An 18,957-nucleotide genomic window follows, 5' to 3' on the forward strand; every position below is an offset into this window, starting at 1 on the left:
GGACGCGCCTTAAGCGGGCGACCCGCTATGCGCCACCGTCCCAGCCGTCAGGATGCGCAGCACCCGGATCGCTTCCTCGCCGTCGGTGCGGGGTTCGGCGCGCGTCTCGATGCACTGCATGAAGTGGGCGAGCTCGCGCGTCAGCGGCATGCCTTCGCCGACCGCAACGTAGGAAGGCTCGTTGGCGGTGAACGCCCACTGGCCGCTGTCCTGCCAGACAGCGTGCCTGTAGACGGCAAGCTTGCGCTCCCACGGCTCGACATCGTCGAACACCGCCATCGCCTTGGTTCCGACCACGGTCAGCCGGCGCTCGCGATAGGGATTGAGACGAGAAGCGAAGAGATGGCTGCGCACGCCGTTCGGAAAGCGCATGTGCAGATGCGCGAAGTCGCTGAGGTTGTCGAGCAGTGCCGCGCCCTCGCCCCTGACCTCGATCGGCTCGGTGCCGGTGATGGCGAGGATCATCGAGAGGTCATGCGGCGCAAGGTCCCAGAGCGCGTCGTTCTCGGTGTGGAACTTGCCAAGGCCGAGCCGGTGCGAGTGGATGTAGCGCACCTCACCAAGCTCGCCATTGTCGATCAGCGCCTTCAGCGTCTCGAAGGCGGGGTGGAAGCGCAGCACGTGGCCCACCATGAAGACGCGGCCATTGTTCCTGGCCGCCTGCACCGAACGCTCGGCGTCCGCGACCGTCAGCGCGATCGGCTTTTCCACTAACACGTCCTTGCCGCCCTCGATGGCGCGCAGCGCCATGTCGGCATGGAATTGCGGCGGCAGCGCCATGACAATGGCGTCGACATCGGCGCGCTCGAACAGCTGGTCCGGCCCGATCGCCAGGCAGTCCTGCTCGCTGGCAAAGCCTTCGGCGCGGGCACGGTTGACGTCGGAAACGGCATGGAGCGCGCCAAGCGCCTTGAGGGTGCGGATGTGGTTGCTGCCCCAGTATCCGCAACCGAGGACGGCGATGCGCGGCTTCATTCGTTCAAACTCTAGAATTTCGTGGCCGAGACATAGCGACGTGCCCCGTCGAACTCAACCCCGATGCATGCGCTTCGGCATCTGCCCGGCGCGGCTTTTCCGTGATGAGATTATGCTGATGCGTGCGGCTTGACAGCTTTGCCCCGCCAACCTTATATCCGCGCGACCTTGGCGAACGCCTCGAATTGCCCACGACCGGTGTGGTTCTTCGAGCCTCTTCGCCGCTCCTGGCGGAGTAGCTCAGTTGGTTAGAGCACGGGAATCATAATCCTGGGGTCGGGGGTTCAAGTCCCTCCTCCGCTACCACCTCAACCCATATCCGGCCCGGATACATATGTCGTGACTTGCTCGGACGCGGCTTCGGTGATTTGCCGGCAGGCGCGGCGCCCAACTCCTACTGCCCGGGCTTGTGGGAAAGCCGGTCCAGCGCGTCTCGAAGCGCAGTGGCGGCACCGCCACGCTCATCGGCGGACATCAGCCCCGGTTCAAGTTCCAGCCTGAAGTGCGGCAGCTCGGTTCGAACAACGCGACAGGCGCCCGCTAGATTGGCCTTGATGACGCGGTAGGTGGCGACGGGATAGGCGATCCCCTTGACCTGGACGTGCCCCATCTCCTCACAATCGATCGTGTCCTTCACTTGCGCAAACGTCTCGTAGGAAATGAGGATGGTCCCCGGAGCCGCCTCTTGTTCCAGGCGCGAGGCGAGATTCACGGCGCCGCCGATTATCGTGTAATCCATCCGGTCCTCGCTGCCGAAGTTACCGACGGTACAGTAGTCGGTATGGATGCCGATGCGGCAGCGCAGCGGTGTTTCGATCCCCATGTCCCGCCAGACCTCCGTAAGCTCGCTGATCCGCTTTTGCATGGCAAGCGCCATCTGCACGCAAGCCAGCGCATCCTGCTTGACGCCGCGCGTCTCAGGGTCGCCGAAAAACATCAGGATCGCGTCGCCGACGTACTTGTCGATCGTGGCACCATGATCCAACGCGATTTTCGACATTTCCGTCAGGTAGTGATTGAGGAGTTGGGTGAGATCCTCGGATTCCATCTTGTCGGTGGTCTCGGTAAAGCCGGCGATATCGGAGAAGCATATGGTCAGCTTCTTACGCTGGCTGGCGATTCTAACGTCTTGGCGGCCGGTGAATATCGAGCTGTACACTTGGGGCGCCAGATATTTCGCCAGCTTGCTGGAAAGCGCTTCCAGGGCAGCGGACTTCTCGGCGAGGTTCTCCTCTCTTTGCTTCAGCTCGGTGATGTCCGAATAGACGGCGACCGTGCCGCCGGCGCTGATCCGCCGCTCGCTTATCATGATCCATCGTCCGTCGCCCCGCCGCTGCACCCATGGTTCGCCGGGGTTACGGTGCCGCCACAGGCGCTCCGCGACCCACTCATCGACCCGACCCTCGGCATCCCTGATGTAGCCACGCTCCGCGGATCGGCGAATGATCTCCTCGAATGCCATGCCGGGGGTTAGCTCTGCCTCCAGACCGGCGTATAGCAGTTCGCGGTAGCGGCTGTTGCTAAGGACAAGCCAGTCCTCTTTGTCATAGAGAGCGAAACCTTCGGAAATGCTTTCGATGGCATCGACCAGCCGCTGACGCGCTTCTGCAACGTCGCGCAGGTTCTTTTCCTCGACCTCGACAGCGGTATCCCGGAAGAGGCTCAGCGCCTCGGCCATGCGCCCGATTTCGTCGCTGCCCGCCGCCGGCAGCGGCGCACGAAGGTCGCCGCCCGCGATCGCGAGCATGCCCTGACTCACCGCTCCCAGACGGGCGAGTAGGCTGCGGTCGACATAGAGCCAGACGACCAGAACCGAGCTCAACAGGCTGAGAAAGGCAGAGCCGAGGACAACTCCGGTGCCGTAGCGCTGGACGAGCGCGGCTTCGCGACCGGAGGCAGCGATCTCGCGGTCCGCTGCGGCGACAAGACGGTCGACGGCTGCGGTCAGACTGCGCGACAGCCGATTGTTTTCGGCCAGAAGTTTTTCGCCCTGCGCGAGGACCGCAAGCTCCTCCTCCCGTGCCTTCGGGATGCTGCTCTCACCATCGGTGAGTGCCTCGAACTCGTCCACCCGCAGCCGAAAACGGGTTTGCAGCTTTTCGTCGATCTCCGAGGAAGCCGTTTCCAGAGCGGCAAGCGAGCGGTGCAGCGGAAACAGGATCAACGCCAGGTCGCCTCGCGTCGGCGCGGTCGCGGCCTTCACCAGCGCGTCGTTGACCGCCGAGATCTCCAGCAGCGCCTTCTGCTGGGGGATGTAAGCCGCAATCGCGTGGACCATGTCGGCCATTGCCGCTGCGCGTCGATCGGGCGACAGCAACGTATCGGCCGCGACCGCCCGCCATTGCGGGAGCCTGGAATCCATCACCACGATGCCGGTGGCCAGCAGGCGTTGGCTGCCGGTCGTCGTCGCGGCGAGGCGGTTCAGGAGTTCCTCCTTGCGGGCGACCACATCGAGGCGGGCGACAACAAGAGAGTCGAGCTCCTTCAGGTTGCGCCTCAAAACAACCGCAGCTTCCTCGATCTCAGCTAAAGGCACTGTGCCCAGTGTAGCATCTCTGAGATCCGTACGCAGGGCCTCGAGGCGGGACATCTCTAGCGCGACGGCCGCCGAGACCTTGCTGTGCTGAGCCCTGCTTGTCGCCGCCAGCACCGATGGCGCGGCAGCGGCGACCCGTTCGGCCTGGCGCGACAGCTGGAGGGAGGCCAGCGCCGATGGCACCCGATCCCTGGTAATTCGGTCGACGACGTCGCCGACTTCGAGGAAGGCATAAAGCGCCGCGGCGGTAGCCAGCACCGCAAGGCCGCTGATCCCGAAAAAGGCGAGCAACAGCCGACCGCGTATGCCGAGGCGTTCAAGCATCGTGGGGAGTCGGAACAATCCAGCCACACTGGTCTGCATCAGACTAGACGTCTCAGCGTCACGCCGGCGTTCGGCGCACCCTATTCAACCGGCACGTACTCCCCGCCCCGCCAGACGTACCAAACCCAGCTCTGCCTCGTGAGGTCGCCCTTGGCGTCGAAATCGACCCTGCCAATGACAGTGTCGAATTGCTGTTCGCGCAGTGCCGCTATCACCGCCTTTGGCGCCAGCGAACCTGCCTTCGCCACCGCCTGGGCCCAGACCTGCACCGCGCAGTAGCTCAACAGCGTGTAGCCCGCGGGCTCGAAGTTTTGCGCACGGAACTGCTCCACGATCGCGGCCGCGCCGGCGTTTCGCCGCGGGTCCGCCGGGAAGGTGAACAGGGTTCCCTCCGCCGCTGAGCCTGCGATCAGGGCGAATTCCTCGGTAGCCAAAGCATCTCCGGATATGAGCTGAAGCGTGTAGTCCCGGTCGCCTGCAGCGCGAGCGATCAGCGCAACGTCGGCATGATACCCGCCCACATACAAGGCCGAAATGCCGGCGGTCTGCAACGCAGCGACCTCGGCTGAATAGTCGTCCTTCCCAGGCCTGTATGCGTCGTAAAAAGCTTCAGTCACGCCCCGTTTGTTCAGCTGCTTCCTGGTCTCGTCGGCGAGACCCTTCCCATAGGTCGAATTGTCGTGAAGGATTGCAATCTTCTTGTCGCCCCAGTGATCGGCAAGGTAGTTGCCGGCGATGAAACCCTGCGCGTCGTCGCGACCAATGGTGCGGAAGACATTGCCACGGCCCTGTTCGGTCAGCTGCGGATTGGTCGAGCCTGGGGATATTTGCACGACGCCCGCCGCCTCGTACACTTTTGATGCGGGGATCGAGGCTCCGGAGCAATAATGCCCGACGACGAGCACCACCCCGTCGGCCACCAGCTTCTGGGCGGCCGCGACCGCCTGCTCGGGATCGCAGAAATCGTCGACCGAGATCAGCCTCACCTTCTGGCCGAGCACGCCACCCGCCGCGTTGAGGTCGGCCACCGCCCTCTCCGCGCCGCGTTGCCCCTGCTCGCCAATCCAGGCAAGCCGCCCTGTCATCGCAGACGAGACCCCGATCAGCACTTCAGCCCTCGCGGAACTGAACACGGCCGCCAGAATTACGATCGCTAGGGCGATGACACGGTGCATGTTTGCACCCCTTGTGGACAGCAGCTTACGCTAATCCAGTCTGCCCCGACAGCCCCTTCGGCATGCGCGAGTGTCTCGGATGTGACGCGAGAATAGCGTCCCGGCGCATCGGCCCTAACGCTAGACCAAATCGTGGGGCATGAGCGCGCTGGGCCATTCAAGCCTGTTTTCAAGTCTTGTTTGCGTGCAGGAAATCGCGGGCTATGGTTTGGGACTTTTGTTCTACCTTCGAAGCAGGCGCGGGTAAGACGGCGTGGCGCATAATCCTCTGGTTTCAATCGTGGTTCCTGCGCACAACGCCGAGGCAACGCTGGGGCGCGCACTCGATTGCCTTCTCGATCAGGATATAGCGGATTGGGAGGCGATCATCGTCGATGACGCCTCTACGGATCGCACCCCCGCGATCATCGCCGGTTATGTTGAGCACGATGCCCGATTTCGCACGTTGAGCTCTTGCGCGTATAGCGCCGCCGGTGCGCGCAACAGCGGGATTTCGGTCGCGCGCGGCCAATGGCTCATGTTTCTGGATGCGGACGATTGGGTGGATGCCAGCTTCCTTGCAAAAATGCTGACCGCTCTGAAAACCGCTCCCGATGCGGTGGCCGCCTATTGCGGTTCTCGGCGCGTGATGCCCGACGGCGAACTGACCCCGTCGAGCATCTCAACAGAGGTTGCGATCGAGCCCTTCGAAACTTTCGCGCGCCGGCGCGCCATTCGCACTCACGCGCTGCTGGTCGATCGGAAGACAATTGTCGAGTTGGGCGGTTTCGATGTGTCGCTGCGCACCTGCGAGGACTGGGACCTGTGGCAGCGTCTCGCACGTCTGGGCAAACGTTGGGTGATGGTCGACGAGCCTCTCGCTTTCCATCGGGTCAGCCCCAACTCGCTCTCCTGCAATTCGACGCAGATGCTGGCAGATGCGGCAATCGTGATCGTCCGCGGCTTTTCTCCTGATCCCAGGGTCGAACACCCGGCATCGGTTCACGCCAATGGAGCGATCGACGCGAACGGCTGCTCCGCTGCCGAAGCACTCGCGTGGTTCGAGCTGTGGAACGCCGCGTCGGATTGCGGCCGCGGCGCCTGCTCAATCGACGCGCAGTCCCTGCGCGCGGTCCCGGCAGCACGCAAATGGGCGCGTGAGATCGCCAGGGTGGTCTTCGATGGCCTTATGGTAGGAAGCCTGTCGGTGCCAGCGCAATTGGCTGCCAGGTGGGACAGGTTCGGTGGCCCCCTCACCGAGTTGATCGTCGAACTCGGCAGGGTCTGGGACGATCCCGCAGCGGGTCGCCGCGTCCAGTATCACCTTGAGCAAATGCTTCTCGACTCCGACGATCTCGCCGCGCCGCGCAGATTGGCGCGGACACTCGGAATTCGCGTCGACGCCGGAAATCCGGCCTCCACCGAACTTCCGGAAGGAATCGATCGAATTTATGCCTATCTGATGATGGCCGGCCGGATCGAGGCTCGCGTGCAGTTCGGCGCGCTTGGGAAAGTGACAAGGAGCCATTGGATCGAGTTGGCCTCGCAGAGCGGCGTTGCCGACAAGTCAAACATGTCTGAAGCCGGGGCATCGTTGTCCATGGCGGAGCCTCCGTCCGATCCGGACAGCCACTTCGGCAAGCTGGCGCGATTGGCCGCGAAAGCGCAGGAACTGGTTCGGTCGAGCGCCGAACCTGCAGCGCCATTTGCGGCACCGCGCCCTAAACCGGCCGCGGATGACAACGGTACTGATCGCACGTCGTTCTGGAATCGCCGTTTCGCGACCGAGGATCCCTGGAACTATCGTTCGCCCTATGAGCAGGAAAAGTATGAGCGGCAGCTCGAAATTCTGCCTGCCGGTCTCATCGGACGGGCGCTTGAGCTGGCCTGCGCGGAGGGCCACTTCACGCGGCAGCTGGCGCCGCGTGTCGGCCATTTGACCGCAACTGACATCTCCAGCGTAGCCGTCGAGCGGGCGCGCGCGCGATGCAGCGATCAGCCGAATGTCGACTTCGGCGTACTGGATTTCTCCGCGGAAACGCTTCCGGGCAAGATGGATCTGATCGTCTGTTCGGAAGTGCTCTACTACCTGGACGATCTCGCTGAGTTGCGGCGCATCGCCAAGAAATTTGTTGAGGCGTTGACGCCTGGCGGGAGTGTCGTCAGCGCACACGCATTCGTGCTCCGAGACAATGTTGAGAGGACGGGCTTCGACTGGAACACATTCGGCGCACAAGCGATCTCGGAGACGCTGGCGGCGACCGAAGGCCTCGTCCTCGAGCGGTCGATCCAGACCGAGCTCTATCGCATAGACCGCTTCCGCCGCCTGTCACCGGACGGCGTGGCGACGGACCCGGTGATTGATCATGTGCCAATCCACGCGCCCATCGGTGTTGGAGTCGCGCGAAATATCGTCTGGGGCGGGGCACGGGCCTTGCGCCGCGACGTCGCGCGCAGCGAGCGGCGGCAGCATGTCCCTGTCCTCATGTACCACGGCATCGCCGATGATGGTCCAGCCGCGCTCGCCCGTTTTCGGCTCACGCCCGCCGCATTCGACCGAGAGATGGCATGGCTGCGCGCCAATGGCTTTCACGCCATCACGTCCGAGCAACTGGGATGGTCCATCGCCAACCGTGAACCTTTCGCTGGCCGCCCGGTGCTCATCACCTTCGATGACGGCTTCCAGAATTTTGCCGACCATGCTTGGCCGATCTTGCGCGCGAACGACCTGACCGCGGAAGTGTTCCTGGTAACGGACTTGGTAGGGGAAAGTGCACGGTGGGACATCGACAGCGGTCCGCCGACGCAGCTTATGGACGCTGGGACGGTGCGACGTCTCGCCGGCGAAGGTGCGTTCTTCGGAAGCCATCTGGCGACGCATCGCGCGATCGATGGTCTGTCGAGTTCTGATTTGGCCGCCGAGCTCCTGCGCTCTCGCATGTTCGTCGAACGGTGGACCGGGCGGCCAACCACGGCGTTCGCGGCACCCTTCTCTGTCACCGACCGACGGCTTGGCCGGCTGGCCAGGGAGTGCGGCTATCGGATCGGCTTCGGCGGCAAACACGGGCCGGCGGATCTCGATTGCGATCCCATCGACCTTCCGCGCATCGAGGTTCGCGGGGATCGCTCGCTCGAAGACTTTGTTGCGCGTGTCGAGGCCGTGCTCGGATGAACGGTGAACAAACCGGGTTCTGCTTTTTTATCGGTGTCCCGCCCGACTACCTTGTTCGCAAGTCTATTGAACGACCTGGGATACGGCTGACATCAGCTCCTGCGGGTTTGGCGCCCCAAACATGTATCGCCCACCCTCTGGAACCTCCGTGAAGCTCCAGCGGACCACCCCCTGCCGGTCCAGCAGGAATTGACCGATCAGTTGTCCGTGTCCCGTTGCCATCATCTGCTGGTCGGCCTCGGTCACTTCGTATTGGTCCTTCTTGTCGAGGAATTCGCTGGCCGCAAAAGGATCCATGGGAGCGGGCAACTCGCCTGGTATGTCGATCCGCATATCCTTTGCCGCTGCCATCGAGACCTTGTACGGCCAGTTCGTGTCGTCCTGGGTGAATTCGAGATTGGGCAGTCCAAAAGCACGATGCGAAGCGCGTTCAGGGTCGGAAGCCGCAAGCAGATTCGGCATCGGGTGGTAGCGGAAATAGAGACGCGCCCGTTCGATCGGCGTGTTGACCACCGTCAGGCTTTCCACCCCCTTTTCGCGCAGTTCCGGATCAAGCCGCGCCTGGGCGGCGATATGGCGTCGGCAAAACGCACAATGCAGACCTCGAAAAAGGCCAACCAGCACCGGTTTTTGTCCGCGGAAGTCGTCAAGCGCGATCTTGCCTTCCTGGGTTATGGCGTCGAGCACCACGTTCGGCGCACGATCGCCCGGTTGAAGCGGTACCAAGTCAATACGCGCGGACATTGTTCAACCTCCCACCCGGCTAGTCGAGAAAAGGCAGCACCACAAGCGCTTCCGGGTCTAGCCCGTGCTGGGCGCATATACCCTGCGCCAGGGAAAAGTAGCGTTCGGCCTCGGCCAAATTGTCGAGGTCGAGATTAAGCGTTGCCAGACCATCATAGCACGGAAACAGCAGTTGGGGTTCACTCGTTTCGCGCGCTACGTCCAGTGCTTCGTGGAACAAGCCAACCGCCAGTTCCGGACGACCGTTGCACTGGTGGATCTGCGCAAGCACGATCAACGGCACCGGCAGATGCTCGCGCTGGTCGAGTGCCCGGTCGATCTCGATGGCCTTCTCGGCAGCAGGCACGCCCTCCGTTGGGCAGCGATCCGTGAAAGTACAACAAGCAACCGCCAGGTTCGCGAGGAGGCGCGCCTGAAAACCCAAATCACCAATATGGCGCGCCACTTCAAGACCGCGCCGACAGACCTTTATGGCCTGTGCCGGATCGATGGTCGTGTAAAGCACGCCGAGATTGGTGTAGCCGCGGCAGGCCGCGCCCAGCAGGCCGGCGGCTTCGGCCAATTCAATGCTACGCTCGATCTGGCGCACCGCTTCAAGATTTCGCCCAAGGCGAGCCAGCGCGACAGCCTTGGTATTGAGTGCCTCGGCGGTCACAAGAGTGGCGTCACGCCCTTCCTCGGAGACATGCTCCGCTGTCAGAGCGCGTACGCCATCCAGCGCCGCGTCTGCCCATTTTGCTGCGCGAGCGTGATCTCCGCTACGGAACGCCTGTCGGCCACGTTCTTGCCACAGCTGCGCCTGCTCGATCGGGGCATCCGCTCCTTCGAGTAGCGCTGCGGCTTCCGCATAGCGGGATTCTGCGTTGTCCCGCTTGCCGACGTCCCAGAGCAGCCGACCGATCTTGCGCAAAACTCGTGCCGACGCGACGCGATTGCCTGACTCCCGATATGCCTGCAGCACCGTTTCGTAGTGTTGGTGCGCGACTTCGCGGCGGCCTACCGGGCCGCTCAAATCGGCAATGCGCTCCGCGATTGCCAGTTTGAGCGGCGTTTGCCCGATCGCGCTCAACGCAGTCAACGCTCGCTCGTAGAAACGAAGGGCGTCGTCGTTGGCGTATATCATGCGAGCGCGATCGCCCGCCGCCTGCAAGTAATGCGCGCCTTTCTCCCGCTCCGCGCTCTGCGCGAAATGATGACCGAGCACGGTCAAATCCTCGAGCCGTTCCGGCTTGTCGCCACACAGCTGCTCCAAGGCGGCACCGACCCGCCCGTGGATATCGGTCCGGCGTTGCAACAGCAGATTCTGGTAGATCACGTCCTGCAGCAACGTTTGCGTAAAGCGGTAGCTTGGCGACGAGATCGAGCCTGATCCGGCGACCTCCTCGATGATTTCGGCATCGCAAAGCAGTTCGCAGCCGGCTTCCAAGCGGCCGGGTTCGGCTGTCACGGCTTTCAAAAGTGTGGCATCGAAGCGCGGGCCGATCACCGCGGCTTCCTGGGCCAACCGGCGCACCTCCTGGGGCAGCCGGTCGACCCGGGCAAGCAGCATTGCCTGGATAGTGGCGGGAATGCCGGTTGCGACTTCGCCTGCCGCAGTCCGCCATCGCTGGCCCTCGCGCATCAGCACACCGCGATCGATCAGGCCGCGAACGATCTCCTCTATAAAAAGCGGGTTGCCGCCGGCGCGCTCGAGGATCTGGTCGACAAGCCTGCCTGCGGACTTTACCCAGCTCTCACCGAACAGCGCCGCCAGCAGCCCGCGTCCGTCATCAGTGTTGAGCGGCGAAAGCCTGAGCGCTGTGTGACTGACCCGGCTTGAGTCGAGCTGGTCGTTGTCCGGCGCCGGACGATGCGTGACCAGCAACATCAACCGCGTGCGTTCCAACCTGTCCATCACGAAACGCAGCGCCTCGAGCGACACGGCGTCGGCCCAGTGCAGATCTTCGACGACAATCAACAGCGGCGACAACGCAAGCCGCCGTTCGATGATCGTGCGGACTGCGTAGAGAATTTGCCTCCGCAGCTGCTCGGGCTCGACATGCTGCAAGGTGGCATCGGGGTCGCCAAGGCCAAGCACATGGTAGAGCAAAGGCATCAGCCGCTTCGCCTCCTCGCCCTGCAGGCCGAGGTCGGTCAGCAAGCCTGCGAGCTTCGCCCGCATTTCGTCCCCATTATCGCTTTGCATCATCCCGGCAGCGCTGCGCACCACTGCGCCCAAGGCGCCAAAGGATTGTTCGCCCAGCGGGGAGCATGTGGCCTGCCGCACGGCGACGTTGCGAAAACGATCCTCGTCGCCGACGCGGGCGACAAACTCCTTCACCAGCCGCGATTTCCCGATACCGGCTTCTCCGACGAGGCGAACAAGTTGGGCCGAGCCGCCGCACGCCTGGTCAAGGCTGGCCAGCATTCTATGGAGCTCCGCACCACGACCTATGATCGGCGCGCTGAGGCCGAGCGCCTCGAGCCCACGCGCTGCGCGCGGCAACGCAAGCGGTGCGTCCAGTCGATGGACGAGCACACTGCCTGCTTTGCCGCGAAGCACAACATCACCCAGCGGCTCAAAAGAGAAGGCATGCCGGGTCAGCCTGTGAGTGAGTTCGCCTACCAGAACCTCACCCGGTGCGGCCAGCGATTGCAAGCGTTGCGCCGTATTCACTGTGTCGCCGGTCACCGAATAGGATTTGGCGGTGCCGATGCCCAATCCGCCAGTGACGACCGGACCAGTGTTTATGCCGATGTGGAGCAACAGAGGCGAGCCGGAGTGGGGAGCGCTTTCGCCGAGCCGCGTCGTCCGGGCCATCATGTCGAGAGCGGCGCGAAGCGCACGTTCCGGATCGTCCTCATGCGCGACCGGCGCACCGAACAAGGCAAGCAATGCATCGCCGATGAATTTGTCGACGAAACCGCCAAAGTTTCGCACGGCTGCCGTCAATTCCTTGAACAGTTGGTTCTGCAGCGCTTGCATCACCTCGGGGTCGAGCTGCTCGCTGAGTGTCGTGAAGCCGCAAAGGTCGGCGAACAGGACCGTCACCGTCCTGCGATCGGCTTCAGAGACGGGATGCAACCCATCATCTTCGCTTTCGATGTTCGCGAGCAGCGACGGAGTTCGAGAAGGCGGCACAATGGTCCGGCTTGATGTCGGAGCAGGCCGTTCGACGGCTTTTACAGTCGCACCGACGCTTGCCCCACATTTCGGACAGAACTCGAAATCGGGTGCGCACAGGTAGCCGCAGTTGGCGCATGGCACGGGCTGGCGCCTGCCACACTTCGGACAGAAAGCGAAACCGCCCTCAACCTCGAAACCGCAGCCCGAGCAGTCCATCGAGCAAGACCTCACTGGAGCCATGACGGCGTGATCTCGCCACGCACTTCACGGCCGGGTATTCAGACAAGAATGAACCGATAGTCGTCGGCCAGCAAGCGGCAGCGCAAATGGGGCATCGAGCGATCGGTCCAGGCCCGGTGGCAGAGCGCTGCCGACTCGCGCGTCTGCGTAGCCGTCGTCCACGAAAATTCCCTCTTAGCCTCCGCCTTCCTGCTATTATGGAGCCGAGGACACGTGCCCATGAGCGAAAACCGGAAGCTGGCCGCAATCCTCGCTGCAGATGTGGTTGGATACAGCCGGCTCGCGAGCGAGGACGAAGATCGTACTTTGGCGAGGTTGCGGGCACTGCGCAGCGACCTGATTGATCCAATCATCGCAGTGCACAACGGGCGGGTGATCAAGCGCACGGGGGATGGAGCGCTGGTCGAGTTCCGCAGCGTGGTGGATGCCGTGCGCTGCGCCATTGAGGTTCAGAACGGCATGGTCGAGCGCAATGCCGGCGTGCCGCAGGACCGCCGCATCGAGTTCAGGATCGGCATCCATCTGGGCGATGTGGTCGAAGAGTGCGACGGCGACCTGATGGGCGACGGCGTCAACATCGCCTCGCGTTTAGAGGGCGTCGCGGCGCCCGGCGCCATCTGCCTGTCCGAGGATGCCTATCGCCAGGTCAAGGCGCGGCTCGACCTCTCGGTCAGCGATCTCGGCAGCACACAACTCAAGAACATCGCCGAGCCGATCCGGGTCTATTCGCTGCAAGTCGGCAGCGCCGGGACCAAGGCGGCCGCGACCCCGGAAACCGCGGCGAGCCGGCCCGCGACGGCAGCGCCGCCGAAACTGTCGATCGCCGTCCTGCCGTTCGCCAACATGAGCGGTGACGCCGAACAGGATTACTTCGCCGACGGCATTTCTGAGGACATCATCACGGCGCTGTCCAAACTGTCGCAGCTCTTCGTCATCGCACGCAATTCGTCGTTCACCTTCAAGGGGCAGAACGTCCATGTGCAGGAGGTGGGCTCGAAGCTCGGCGTGCGGCATGTACTCGAGGGCAGCGTACGCAAGTCGGGGAACAGGGTGCGCATCACCGCGCAGCTCATCGATGCAGCCTCGGGGGGCCATCTTTGGGCGGAGCGGTTCGATCGGGACCTGACCGATATATTCGCCGTGCAGGACGACGTGACGCAGCAGATCGTCGGAGCGTTGGCGCTCAATCTCACCGAAGGCGACCGTCAGCGGCTGGCGCCCGAGTATGCGCGCAACACGCAGGCGTATGACTATTTCATGCGGGGCCGGGAGCTGTGGCACCGGCTGACGAAGGAGACGAACGTCGCAGCCCGCGACCTCTTGCAACGTGCGATCGAACTGGACCCGAAGTTTGCCTCTGCCCACGCCTTCCTCGCCCTCACGCACGGGCTCGATTACCTGAACAGGTGGAGTGCGTCGCCGCCGGAATCGATGGCGCAAGCGGAAGAGGCTGCAACGCGAGCGGTAACGCTGGATGACAGCGATCCCTGGGCGCACTGGGCACTGGCTATCGTGAAGCTGTATACACGACGGCACGATGAGGCCATCGACGAGGCCGAGCACGCGATAGCTCTCAACCCGAACTTCGCCGAAGGGCACGTGATCCTCGGCGAGGCGCTGCACTATTCGGGCAGATCCGAAGAGGCGCTCGAGAGTTACGCCCGGGGCAAGACCTTGAATCCATACTTTCCGGATGTGCTTCTGCATTTCCAGGCTTTGGCATCGTTTCAACTCGGAAGGTACGAAGAGGCCGTTGACCTCTTGCTGCAACGGCTGGCTCGCAACGCTGTCACCGATGTCTCGCGCGCGCTTCTGGCCGCCAGCTACGGCCATCTGGGCCGTTTCGCCGAGGCCCGCGAGGCATGGCAGGAGGTGCTTCGCGTCAATCCCGACTATTCGCTGGACTACCGACGCAAGGTCTTGCCCTACAAGAACCCTGCCGATTTCGAACTCATCGTCGACGGGCTCCGCAAGGCCGGTATCGTGCAATGACAGGTGAGGCCATGTCAGGCAGGCCCTGAACTGCGGCCGATCGCGATGGACTCTCCGCGAATAAAACCTGATGCGAACCTCAGGTCGCCTTGATCTCTGCCTGGCCGACCTTGCGCCATCGGGCGTCTTCTCGAACCAGTTTCAGGTCGTCGGTCGTCTCGGCAAGTGTTTGCAAGCGATACTGCCGCAACAGATTCGGGAAGAGCGCCCCTTCCGGCAGGCCAGCAAGCTGCTCGCGGACCGAAATCTTTTCATCGATGACCCGCACGCCCCAGGCATTTTCCCGAACCTGCAGCTCCTGAGCCAGATCGCGCTCTTCCGGCGCGTTCTCGTCCAGCACCGCCAGCAGGATCGAGTGGAAAAGCGCCACATAGCCAATCTGTCTCAGGCCGCCCACCACCCGCACGCGCGGCAGTATGGCAAGAACCAGGAACGTCAGGAACAAGTTCGGCAGCAGCACGCCTTCCAGTAGCGCCTGCTTGAGATGTACTCGCTCAAACGGGATGGAAAGACCATGCGGCCTGTCGGGCTCGATCAGGTGGCCGTTCTCGAGGACGAGCTTGCGCACGCGCTCGTCGCGGATGCCCCAGAAATAGGCTGTGGCATTGGGCAGGAATCTGCCAAATGGGCTCGCTGCGGTCTCTTGCAAGGCACGTTCGAGACGCTGGCGCCTCGCGGGCTCAAAGAGCAGCCTGGAAAGAAGGCTGCCGTCATATTCCAGATGCCGAGCCATGGCGGCCGCGGCCAGCCGATCATCGTTGAAAACCGGCCGGGCCATGTCGGAACCATCCCAATTGGCGACCAGATCCTCGTTGAGGGCTGTGACCGCGTCGGCCGCGGTTGCAAACCTCTTGTCGCGGCTGGCAAGCAGTGTGCCCAGCCAGCGGCTGGCATCCGTTTCATCACCCATCGCTTCGAGCGCGCGTTTGTTGAGGAAGACGGGACCGGCCGCGCAGGCGCTTTTGCGGCAAAGCTTGTGGCGTCCCATGCCAAACAGGTTGACCTTGTCGTCGCCGACATCGAGCCATCCGGGCCCCTCCCGGCCGATTGTCTCCATGGTCATCGTCGTTCCCATGAAGCAGAAGAAGGCCGAGAGCCCGCTTTCGACCGCGCCGAGCCAGGCAAGCAGGAGGGCGTCGAAGGTGATCCGGTCCATCAGAAGCAGACAGTGCAGGCCGGACTGAATGACCGGTCTGTGCTCGAACTCGTCGAGGGCCTTCCCGACCTCTTCAGGCTGCATGATCGCACCAAGACGCTGATGCAGCACGTCGCGCAGGATCGAGCGGGCAGCGATCGCCGGGCCCGATGCAGGCCTTGCCACCGGCCGCCACAGATGGCGGGCATAATCGGAAACCGGTGCATTCCAGTTCTGCTCGATGTCACGCACGACCTCCGGGCAGAGCAGCGACAGCACAGCCAGAATTTCCGCCGGAGGCGCAGGGATTGGGTCAGCCACGGCGGTCATATGTCCCGTCTGGCGGCTCGCGGTGCAAACGGCAAGGGAGACCAGACTTCCTGGATGCCGGCCCACACATGGATCGTCAACTCGATCAGAACGGTGTGAGATGAAATTATCCTACAGAGTTCTCCATCGGCAACCACCAGTTCGCCAACTCGGCTTGATTTGTAGATCGGCTAAACAGTTATGACCGAACAGCGGATTTCAGAATCGCAGCCGGGCCATGCTGAGGAGGTCGTGGTACTGGCCGTCGGTAAAGCCGGCTTTCACATGCCGACCTTCGACCTCGAAGCCGTGGCTTTTGTAGAGGCGCATGGCCGGTTCGTTGTCGGCATAGACGGTCAATTCGACCCGCTTCAGAGCGCGCCAGTTGTCGGCCACGTCGAGCAGCGCGCCAAGTATGGCAGAGCCGATGCCTTTGCCGACAAAGGCATCGTCAAGACCCATATTGATCTCGCCGATATGCGAACGGCGCGGCGAGCCCTGCACGACCAGGCTGCCATGGCCGACGACCCTGCCCTCCACCTCCGCAACGATCCAGGTGGTTTCCTGGCCGGACTTGGCGATGCGCCGCTCCACCTGCTCCACCATCTCGAAAGGCATCCTGAGCGTGCCCCAGCGGAAGCCCGGCATGTTGAAGATGGCGCAAAGCGCCTCCGCATCGCTTAGCCGAACGGATCGGAGCTGCGGCTGGATTTTCTCGGGGGATGGCGAGGTTGTGTTGGTCATAACGTGCCCGGCGATGGCAATCGGCACGGTACGATGCACCCTACGTCACCTGAAAATCCAGCTGTCTCTAGAACCTATGATGCCGATTGCGCCCTAAAATACCGAGTGGCGGCGCAGATTTTGAAGACGCCGCTGATGCCGATCCAGCCGAAAAGGGCGAGCCAGCACAATGTCCCGATCGCCGCCCAGTCGATCCGGTGCACGGCAGCGTCGGTGATGACGAGTCCAACAATGGCAAGCAGGCCAACCAGCAACTGCGCCAAGCCCAGCACCAGCAGTTCCTCGCGCGGCGCGCTTCTCCAGACGACATATATGCCGCCCGCCCCCGCGAGGAAGATGGCGCTGTAGACCTGAGCGTGGAAGCCATCGACCGGCCATGGCCAGAAGCTGCCGAATGTCAGGGGGAACAGCAACAGGCCGACGCCATAGAGCCCAAGGACTGCCGATTCCACCGGCATGTAGCGGCGCCATGCGGGCCTTAAGGTCACGCCTTTTGCAGAAGGACGGGCCCTGGCCCGCCACAAGAACAGCCCGGATACCGCGACCGAACCAAGATAGACCAGAAACCAGAGCCAGGGCGCTTTGCGCCCGAAGTTGAAATAGCCGAGATTGATGAACGACGCCACCGACACGATGACGGTGAAGATGAGCGCCATGACGAGCACGAGCCTGCCAGGCGACCAGCGATTCCAGAACAGCAGCGCCGCCATCACGACCATTTCGGCGGTGTAGAAGCCACCAAGGAAGCGGGCATTGAACGGGGTGACGGCCCACGGCCAGCGCGGCTTGACCAGCACGGGCGCGAAGAACAGGCCGGCGCCTACGACCAGGACGATAATGACCACCAAGGAAAAGAGGCGCAGGGTGGCGGGAAACGGCGGATTGTCGGATGTCGGCATCGGAGAGCCCGCGTAAATAAATGGCCATGGATCATCATAGTGCCGCTTGCGGCCGGCGAAATCCGCCAAACGGACTTGAGCTATCGCCCGGCTTGTCTATTCGAATGGCCGTAGGGTCCGTTTCGAAGTAAAATGGCGCATTCGGACCAAGACCGGTCCGGTCGACACGTTTCGGCGGCGCACTTCTTCCGGAGCCTGCACGATGAACGAAGCTCAAGATCTGTTCTCGCTTCTGCGGCAATCGACCGATGTCGATCCGGCGGCAATTGATGCGATCAAGCGAACCATCGCGGAGGGCAAGGACCGCGAGCTTTGCCGCATCAATGCTCTAGCCTTCGCCAGCAAGCATGGCCTCGATGAGGAACGCGCCATAGGCGCCTTTCTGCATGCGGCGCGGGTGGGCCTGTTCGACATTTCCTGGAATGTTCTATGCCCCGGCTGTGGCGGCGTGCTCGACAGCAACGCCACGCTGAAAACCCTGCAGAAGGACGAATATACCTGCGCGCTGTGTTCCGAAGGCTATTCACCGACCCTCGACGAGATGGTCGAGGTGACATTCACGGTCAGTCCTCGCGTGCGCAAGATTGCCGCCCACAATCCACACGAACTGCCGTTGGTGGAATATTTCCGCCAGATCTACTGGGCGTCCGGCGTCGACCTGCCGGAAGAGGATTTCGCCAAGACGATGGAAGCGTTCTCGCTGGAGGATATCGAGCTTGCGCCCGGTGAAAAGGCTGTTCTGCCCGTACAGCTTCCGTCCGAATTCATCATCGTCTTCGAGCCGGTCACCCATTCAGTGCAGTTCATCGACGTCAAGGGCGAACCGACAAGAGAGCGCCGAAGCCTCTCATTGGTCTTCGACCGCGAGCATGTCCAGAACCAGACGCTGGAGATGCAACCCGGCCCGTTGCGCATTTCGCTGGAAAACAGGACCGACACCCGCGTGCTGCCGACGGTCTTCATCGCCGGCCAGGAATTGCATGATCTCCTGGGCAAACGCCGGCCGTTCCTGACAGCCAAGCGCCTGCTCACCAACCAGACCTTCCGCGATCTCTATCGCACCGATACGCTCGACATCAACCAGCGCCTGAAGATCACTAGCCTCACCTTCCTGTTCACCGACCTGCGCGGATCGACCGAGCTTTACGAGCGGGTGGGCGATCTTTCAGCCTTCGATCTCGTGCGCGTGCATTTTCAGGTCCTGCACGAGATCGTCGCGTCCGAGGCAGGCGCGGTGGTGAAGACGATCGGCGATGCGGTGATGGCGACCTTCGCGACGCCGGATCGTGCGATTGCCGCGGCCCTGAGGATGCGCGATGCCATGCGTGCGCTCAATGAGAAGAGCGGGCGCGAGGATCTGCTGCTCAAGATCGGAGTCCATGCCGGCCCGTGCATTGCCGTGTCTATGAACGAGCGACAGGACTATTTCGGCCAGACGGTCAACATTGCTTCGCGGGTTCAGAACCTTGCCAACGCACAGGCGATCTTCGCCACGCGCGCGGTGGTCGACGACAATCTCACCGCCGATCTGTTGCACAGGAACGCGCTGACGCCCGTGCCACACGAGGTCTCGCTGCGGGGCATCGAGAGGGAGATAGCGGTATACACGATCCCCTGAAGACTTGGG

At 62.8% G+C, this 18,957-nt stretch carries 11 protein-coding genes and 1 tRNA gene; 4 read left to right on the forward strand and 8 right to left on the reverse strand.

Features of this window, described 5'->3' with window-relative positions:
• Nucleotides 1–9 precede the first annotated feature (9 nt).
• Nucleotides 10–975: a Gfo/Idh/MocA family oxidoreductase gene (locus tag CK218_RS01160; RefSeq protein ID WP_095777253.1), complete on the reverse strand. Its 966-nt coding sequence runs from the start codon at nucleotides 973–975 to the stop codon at nucleotides 10–12.
• 229 nt (nucleotides 976–1,204) lie between these two features.
• Here CK218_RS01160 and CK218_RS01165 point away from each other — a divergent pair.
• Nucleotides 1,205–1,281: transfer RNA gene (locus CK218_RS01165), tRNA-Met, on the forward strand.
• 88 nt (nucleotides 1,282–1,369) lie between these two features.
• Here CK218_RS01165 and CK218_RS01170 read toward each other — a convergent pair.
• Both CK218_RS01170 and CK218_RS01175 read right to left on the reverse strand, forming a co-directional pair.
• Nucleotides 1,370–3,835, reverse strand: a complete 2,466-nt coding sequence (locus CK218_RS01170) for an adenylate/guanylate cyclase domain-containing protein (protein ID WP_095826610.1) — start codon at nucleotides 3,833–3,835, stop codon at nucleotides 1,370–1,372.
• Between the two features lie 80 nt (nucleotides 3,836–3,915).
• Entirely contained in the window at nucleotides 3,916–5,010 is a 1,095-nt protein-coding gene (locus CK218_RS01175) for a branched-chain amino acid ABC transporter substrate-binding protein (RefSeq protein ID WP_095826611.1), read from the reverse strand.
• 253 nt (nucleotides 5,011–5,263) lie between these two features.
• On the opposite strand from CK218_RS01175, the gene CK218_RS01180 reads away from it, so the two are divergent.
• Nucleotides 5,264–8,161 carry a trifunctional glycosyltransferase/class I SAM-dependent methyltransferase/polysaccharide deacetylase gene (locus tag CK218_RS01180; RefSeq protein WP_095826612.1) on the forward strand — a complete coding sequence of 966 codons (2,898 nt, stop codon included), beginning with the start codon at nucleotides 5,264–5,266 and terminating at the stop codon, nucleotides 8,159–8,161.
• A 63-nt stretch (nucleotides 8,162–8,224) separates the two neighbouring features.
• Here CK218_RS01180 and CK218_RS01185 read toward each other — a convergent pair whose 3' ends face one another.
• Together CK218_RS01185 and CK218_RS01190 are read right to left on the reverse strand one after the other, a co-directional pair.
• A complete protein-coding gene (locus CK218_RS01185; RefSeq protein WP_095826613.1) occupies nucleotides 8,225–8,905 on the reverse strand; it encodes a peroxiredoxin-like family protein in 681 nt (226 codons plus the stop codon).
• A 19-nt stretch (nucleotides 8,906–8,924) separates the two neighbouring features.
• Nucleotides 8,925–12,227: an adenylate/guanylate cyclase domain-containing protein gene (locus tag CK218_RS01190; RefSeq protein ID WP_143749590.1), complete on the reverse strand. Its 3,303-nt coding sequence runs from the start codon at nucleotides 12,225–12,227 to the stop codon at nucleotides 8,925–8,927.
• Nucleotides 12,228–12,470: 243 nt separating this feature from the next.
• Between CK218_RS01190 and CK218_RS01200 the strand changes: the two genes are divergently transcribed.
• Nucleotides 12,471–14,243 (forward strand): adenylate/guanylate cyclase domain-containing protein, encoded by a 1,773-nt coding sequence (locus CK218_RS01200; RefSeq protein WP_095826615.1) that lies wholly within the window; start codon nucleotides 12,471–12,473, stop codon nucleotides 14,241–14,243.
• Between the two features lie 79 nt (nucleotides 14,244–14,322).
• On the opposite strand, the gene CK218_RS01205 is transcribed toward CK218_RS01200, so the two are convergent.
• The 3 genes from CK218_RS01205 to CK218_RS01215 form a co-directional block, all read right to left on the reverse strand.
• Nucleotides 14,323–15,708 carry a hypothetical protein gene (locus CK218_RS01205; protein ID WP_095826616.1) on the reverse strand — a complete coding sequence of 462 codons (1,386 nt, stop codon included), beginning with the start codon at nucleotides 15,706–15,708 and terminating at the stop codon, nucleotides 14,323–14,325.
• A gap of 198 nt (nucleotides 15,709–15,906) precedes the next feature.
• On the reverse strand, nucleotides 15,907–16,431 hold the full coding sequence (locus CK218_RS01210) for a GNAT family N-acetyltransferase (protein ID WP_095826617.1): 525 nt from the start codon (nucleotides 16,429–16,431) through the stop codon (nucleotides 15,907–15,909).
• 74 nt (nucleotides 16,432–16,505) lie between these two features.
• Nucleotides 16,506–17,399, reverse strand: a complete 894-nt coding sequence (locus tag CK218_RS01215) for a hypothetical protein (protein WP_245434829.1) — start codon at nucleotides 17,397–17,399, stop codon at nucleotides 16,506–16,508.
• 133 nt (nucleotides 17,400–17,532) lie between these two features.
• On the opposite strand from CK218_RS01215, the gene CK218_RS01220 reads away from it, so the two are divergent.
• The gene (locus CK218_RS01220; protein WP_066994105.1) at nucleotides 17,533–18,948 is read left to right on the forward strand and encodes an adenylate/guanylate cyclase domain-containing protein; all 1,416 of its coding nucleotides are present in this window, start codon (nucleotides 17,533–17,535) and stop codon (nucleotides 18,946–18,948) included.
• The last annotated feature ends 9 nt before the right edge of the window (nucleotides 18,949–18,957 follow it).

Origin of the sequence: Mesorhizobium sp. WSM3879 (assembly GCF_002294915.1) — a bacterium.
Taxonomy (GTDB): domain Bacteria; phylum Pseudomonadota; class Alphaproteobacteria; order Rhizobiales; family Rhizobiaceae; genus Mesorhizobium.

Coding starts and splice junctions, on each gene's coding strand:
- CK218_RS01160 (WP_095777253.1), bottom strand. CDS start 975: ATGAAGCCGCGCATCGCCGTCCTCGGTTGCGGATACTGGGGCAGCAAC.
- CK218_RS01170 (WP_095826610.1), bottom strand. CDS start 3,835: ATGCTTGAACGCCTCGGCATACGCGGTCGGCTGTTGCTCGCCTTTTTC.
- CK218_RS01175 (WP_095826611.1), bottom strand. CDS start 5,010: ATGCACCGTGTCATCGCCCTAGCGATCGTAATTCTGGCGGCCGTGTTC.
- CK218_RS01185 (WP_095826613.1), bottom strand. CDS start 8,905: ATGTCCGCGCGTATTGACTTGGTACCGCTTCAACCGGGCGATCGTGCG.
- CK218_RS01190 (WP_143749590.1), bottom strand. CDS start 12,227: ATGGACTGCTCGGGCTGCGGTTTCGAGGTTGAGGGCGGTTTCGCTTTC.
- CK218_RS01200 (WP_095826615.1), top strand. CDS start 12,471: ATGAGCGAAAACCGGAAGCTGGCCGCAATCCTCGCTGCAGATGTGGTT.
- CK218_RS01205 (WP_095826616.1), bottom strand. CDS start 15,708: ATGACCGCCGTGGCTGACCCAATCCCTGCGCCTCCGGCGGAAATTCTG.
- CK218_RS01210 (WP_095826617.1), bottom strand. CDS start 16,431: ATGACCAACACAACCTCGCCATCCCCCGAGAAAATCCAGCCGCAGCTC.
- CK218_RS01220 (WP_066994105.1), top strand. CDS start 17,533: ATGAACGAAGCTCAAGATCTGTTCTCGCTTCTGCGGCAATCGACCGAT.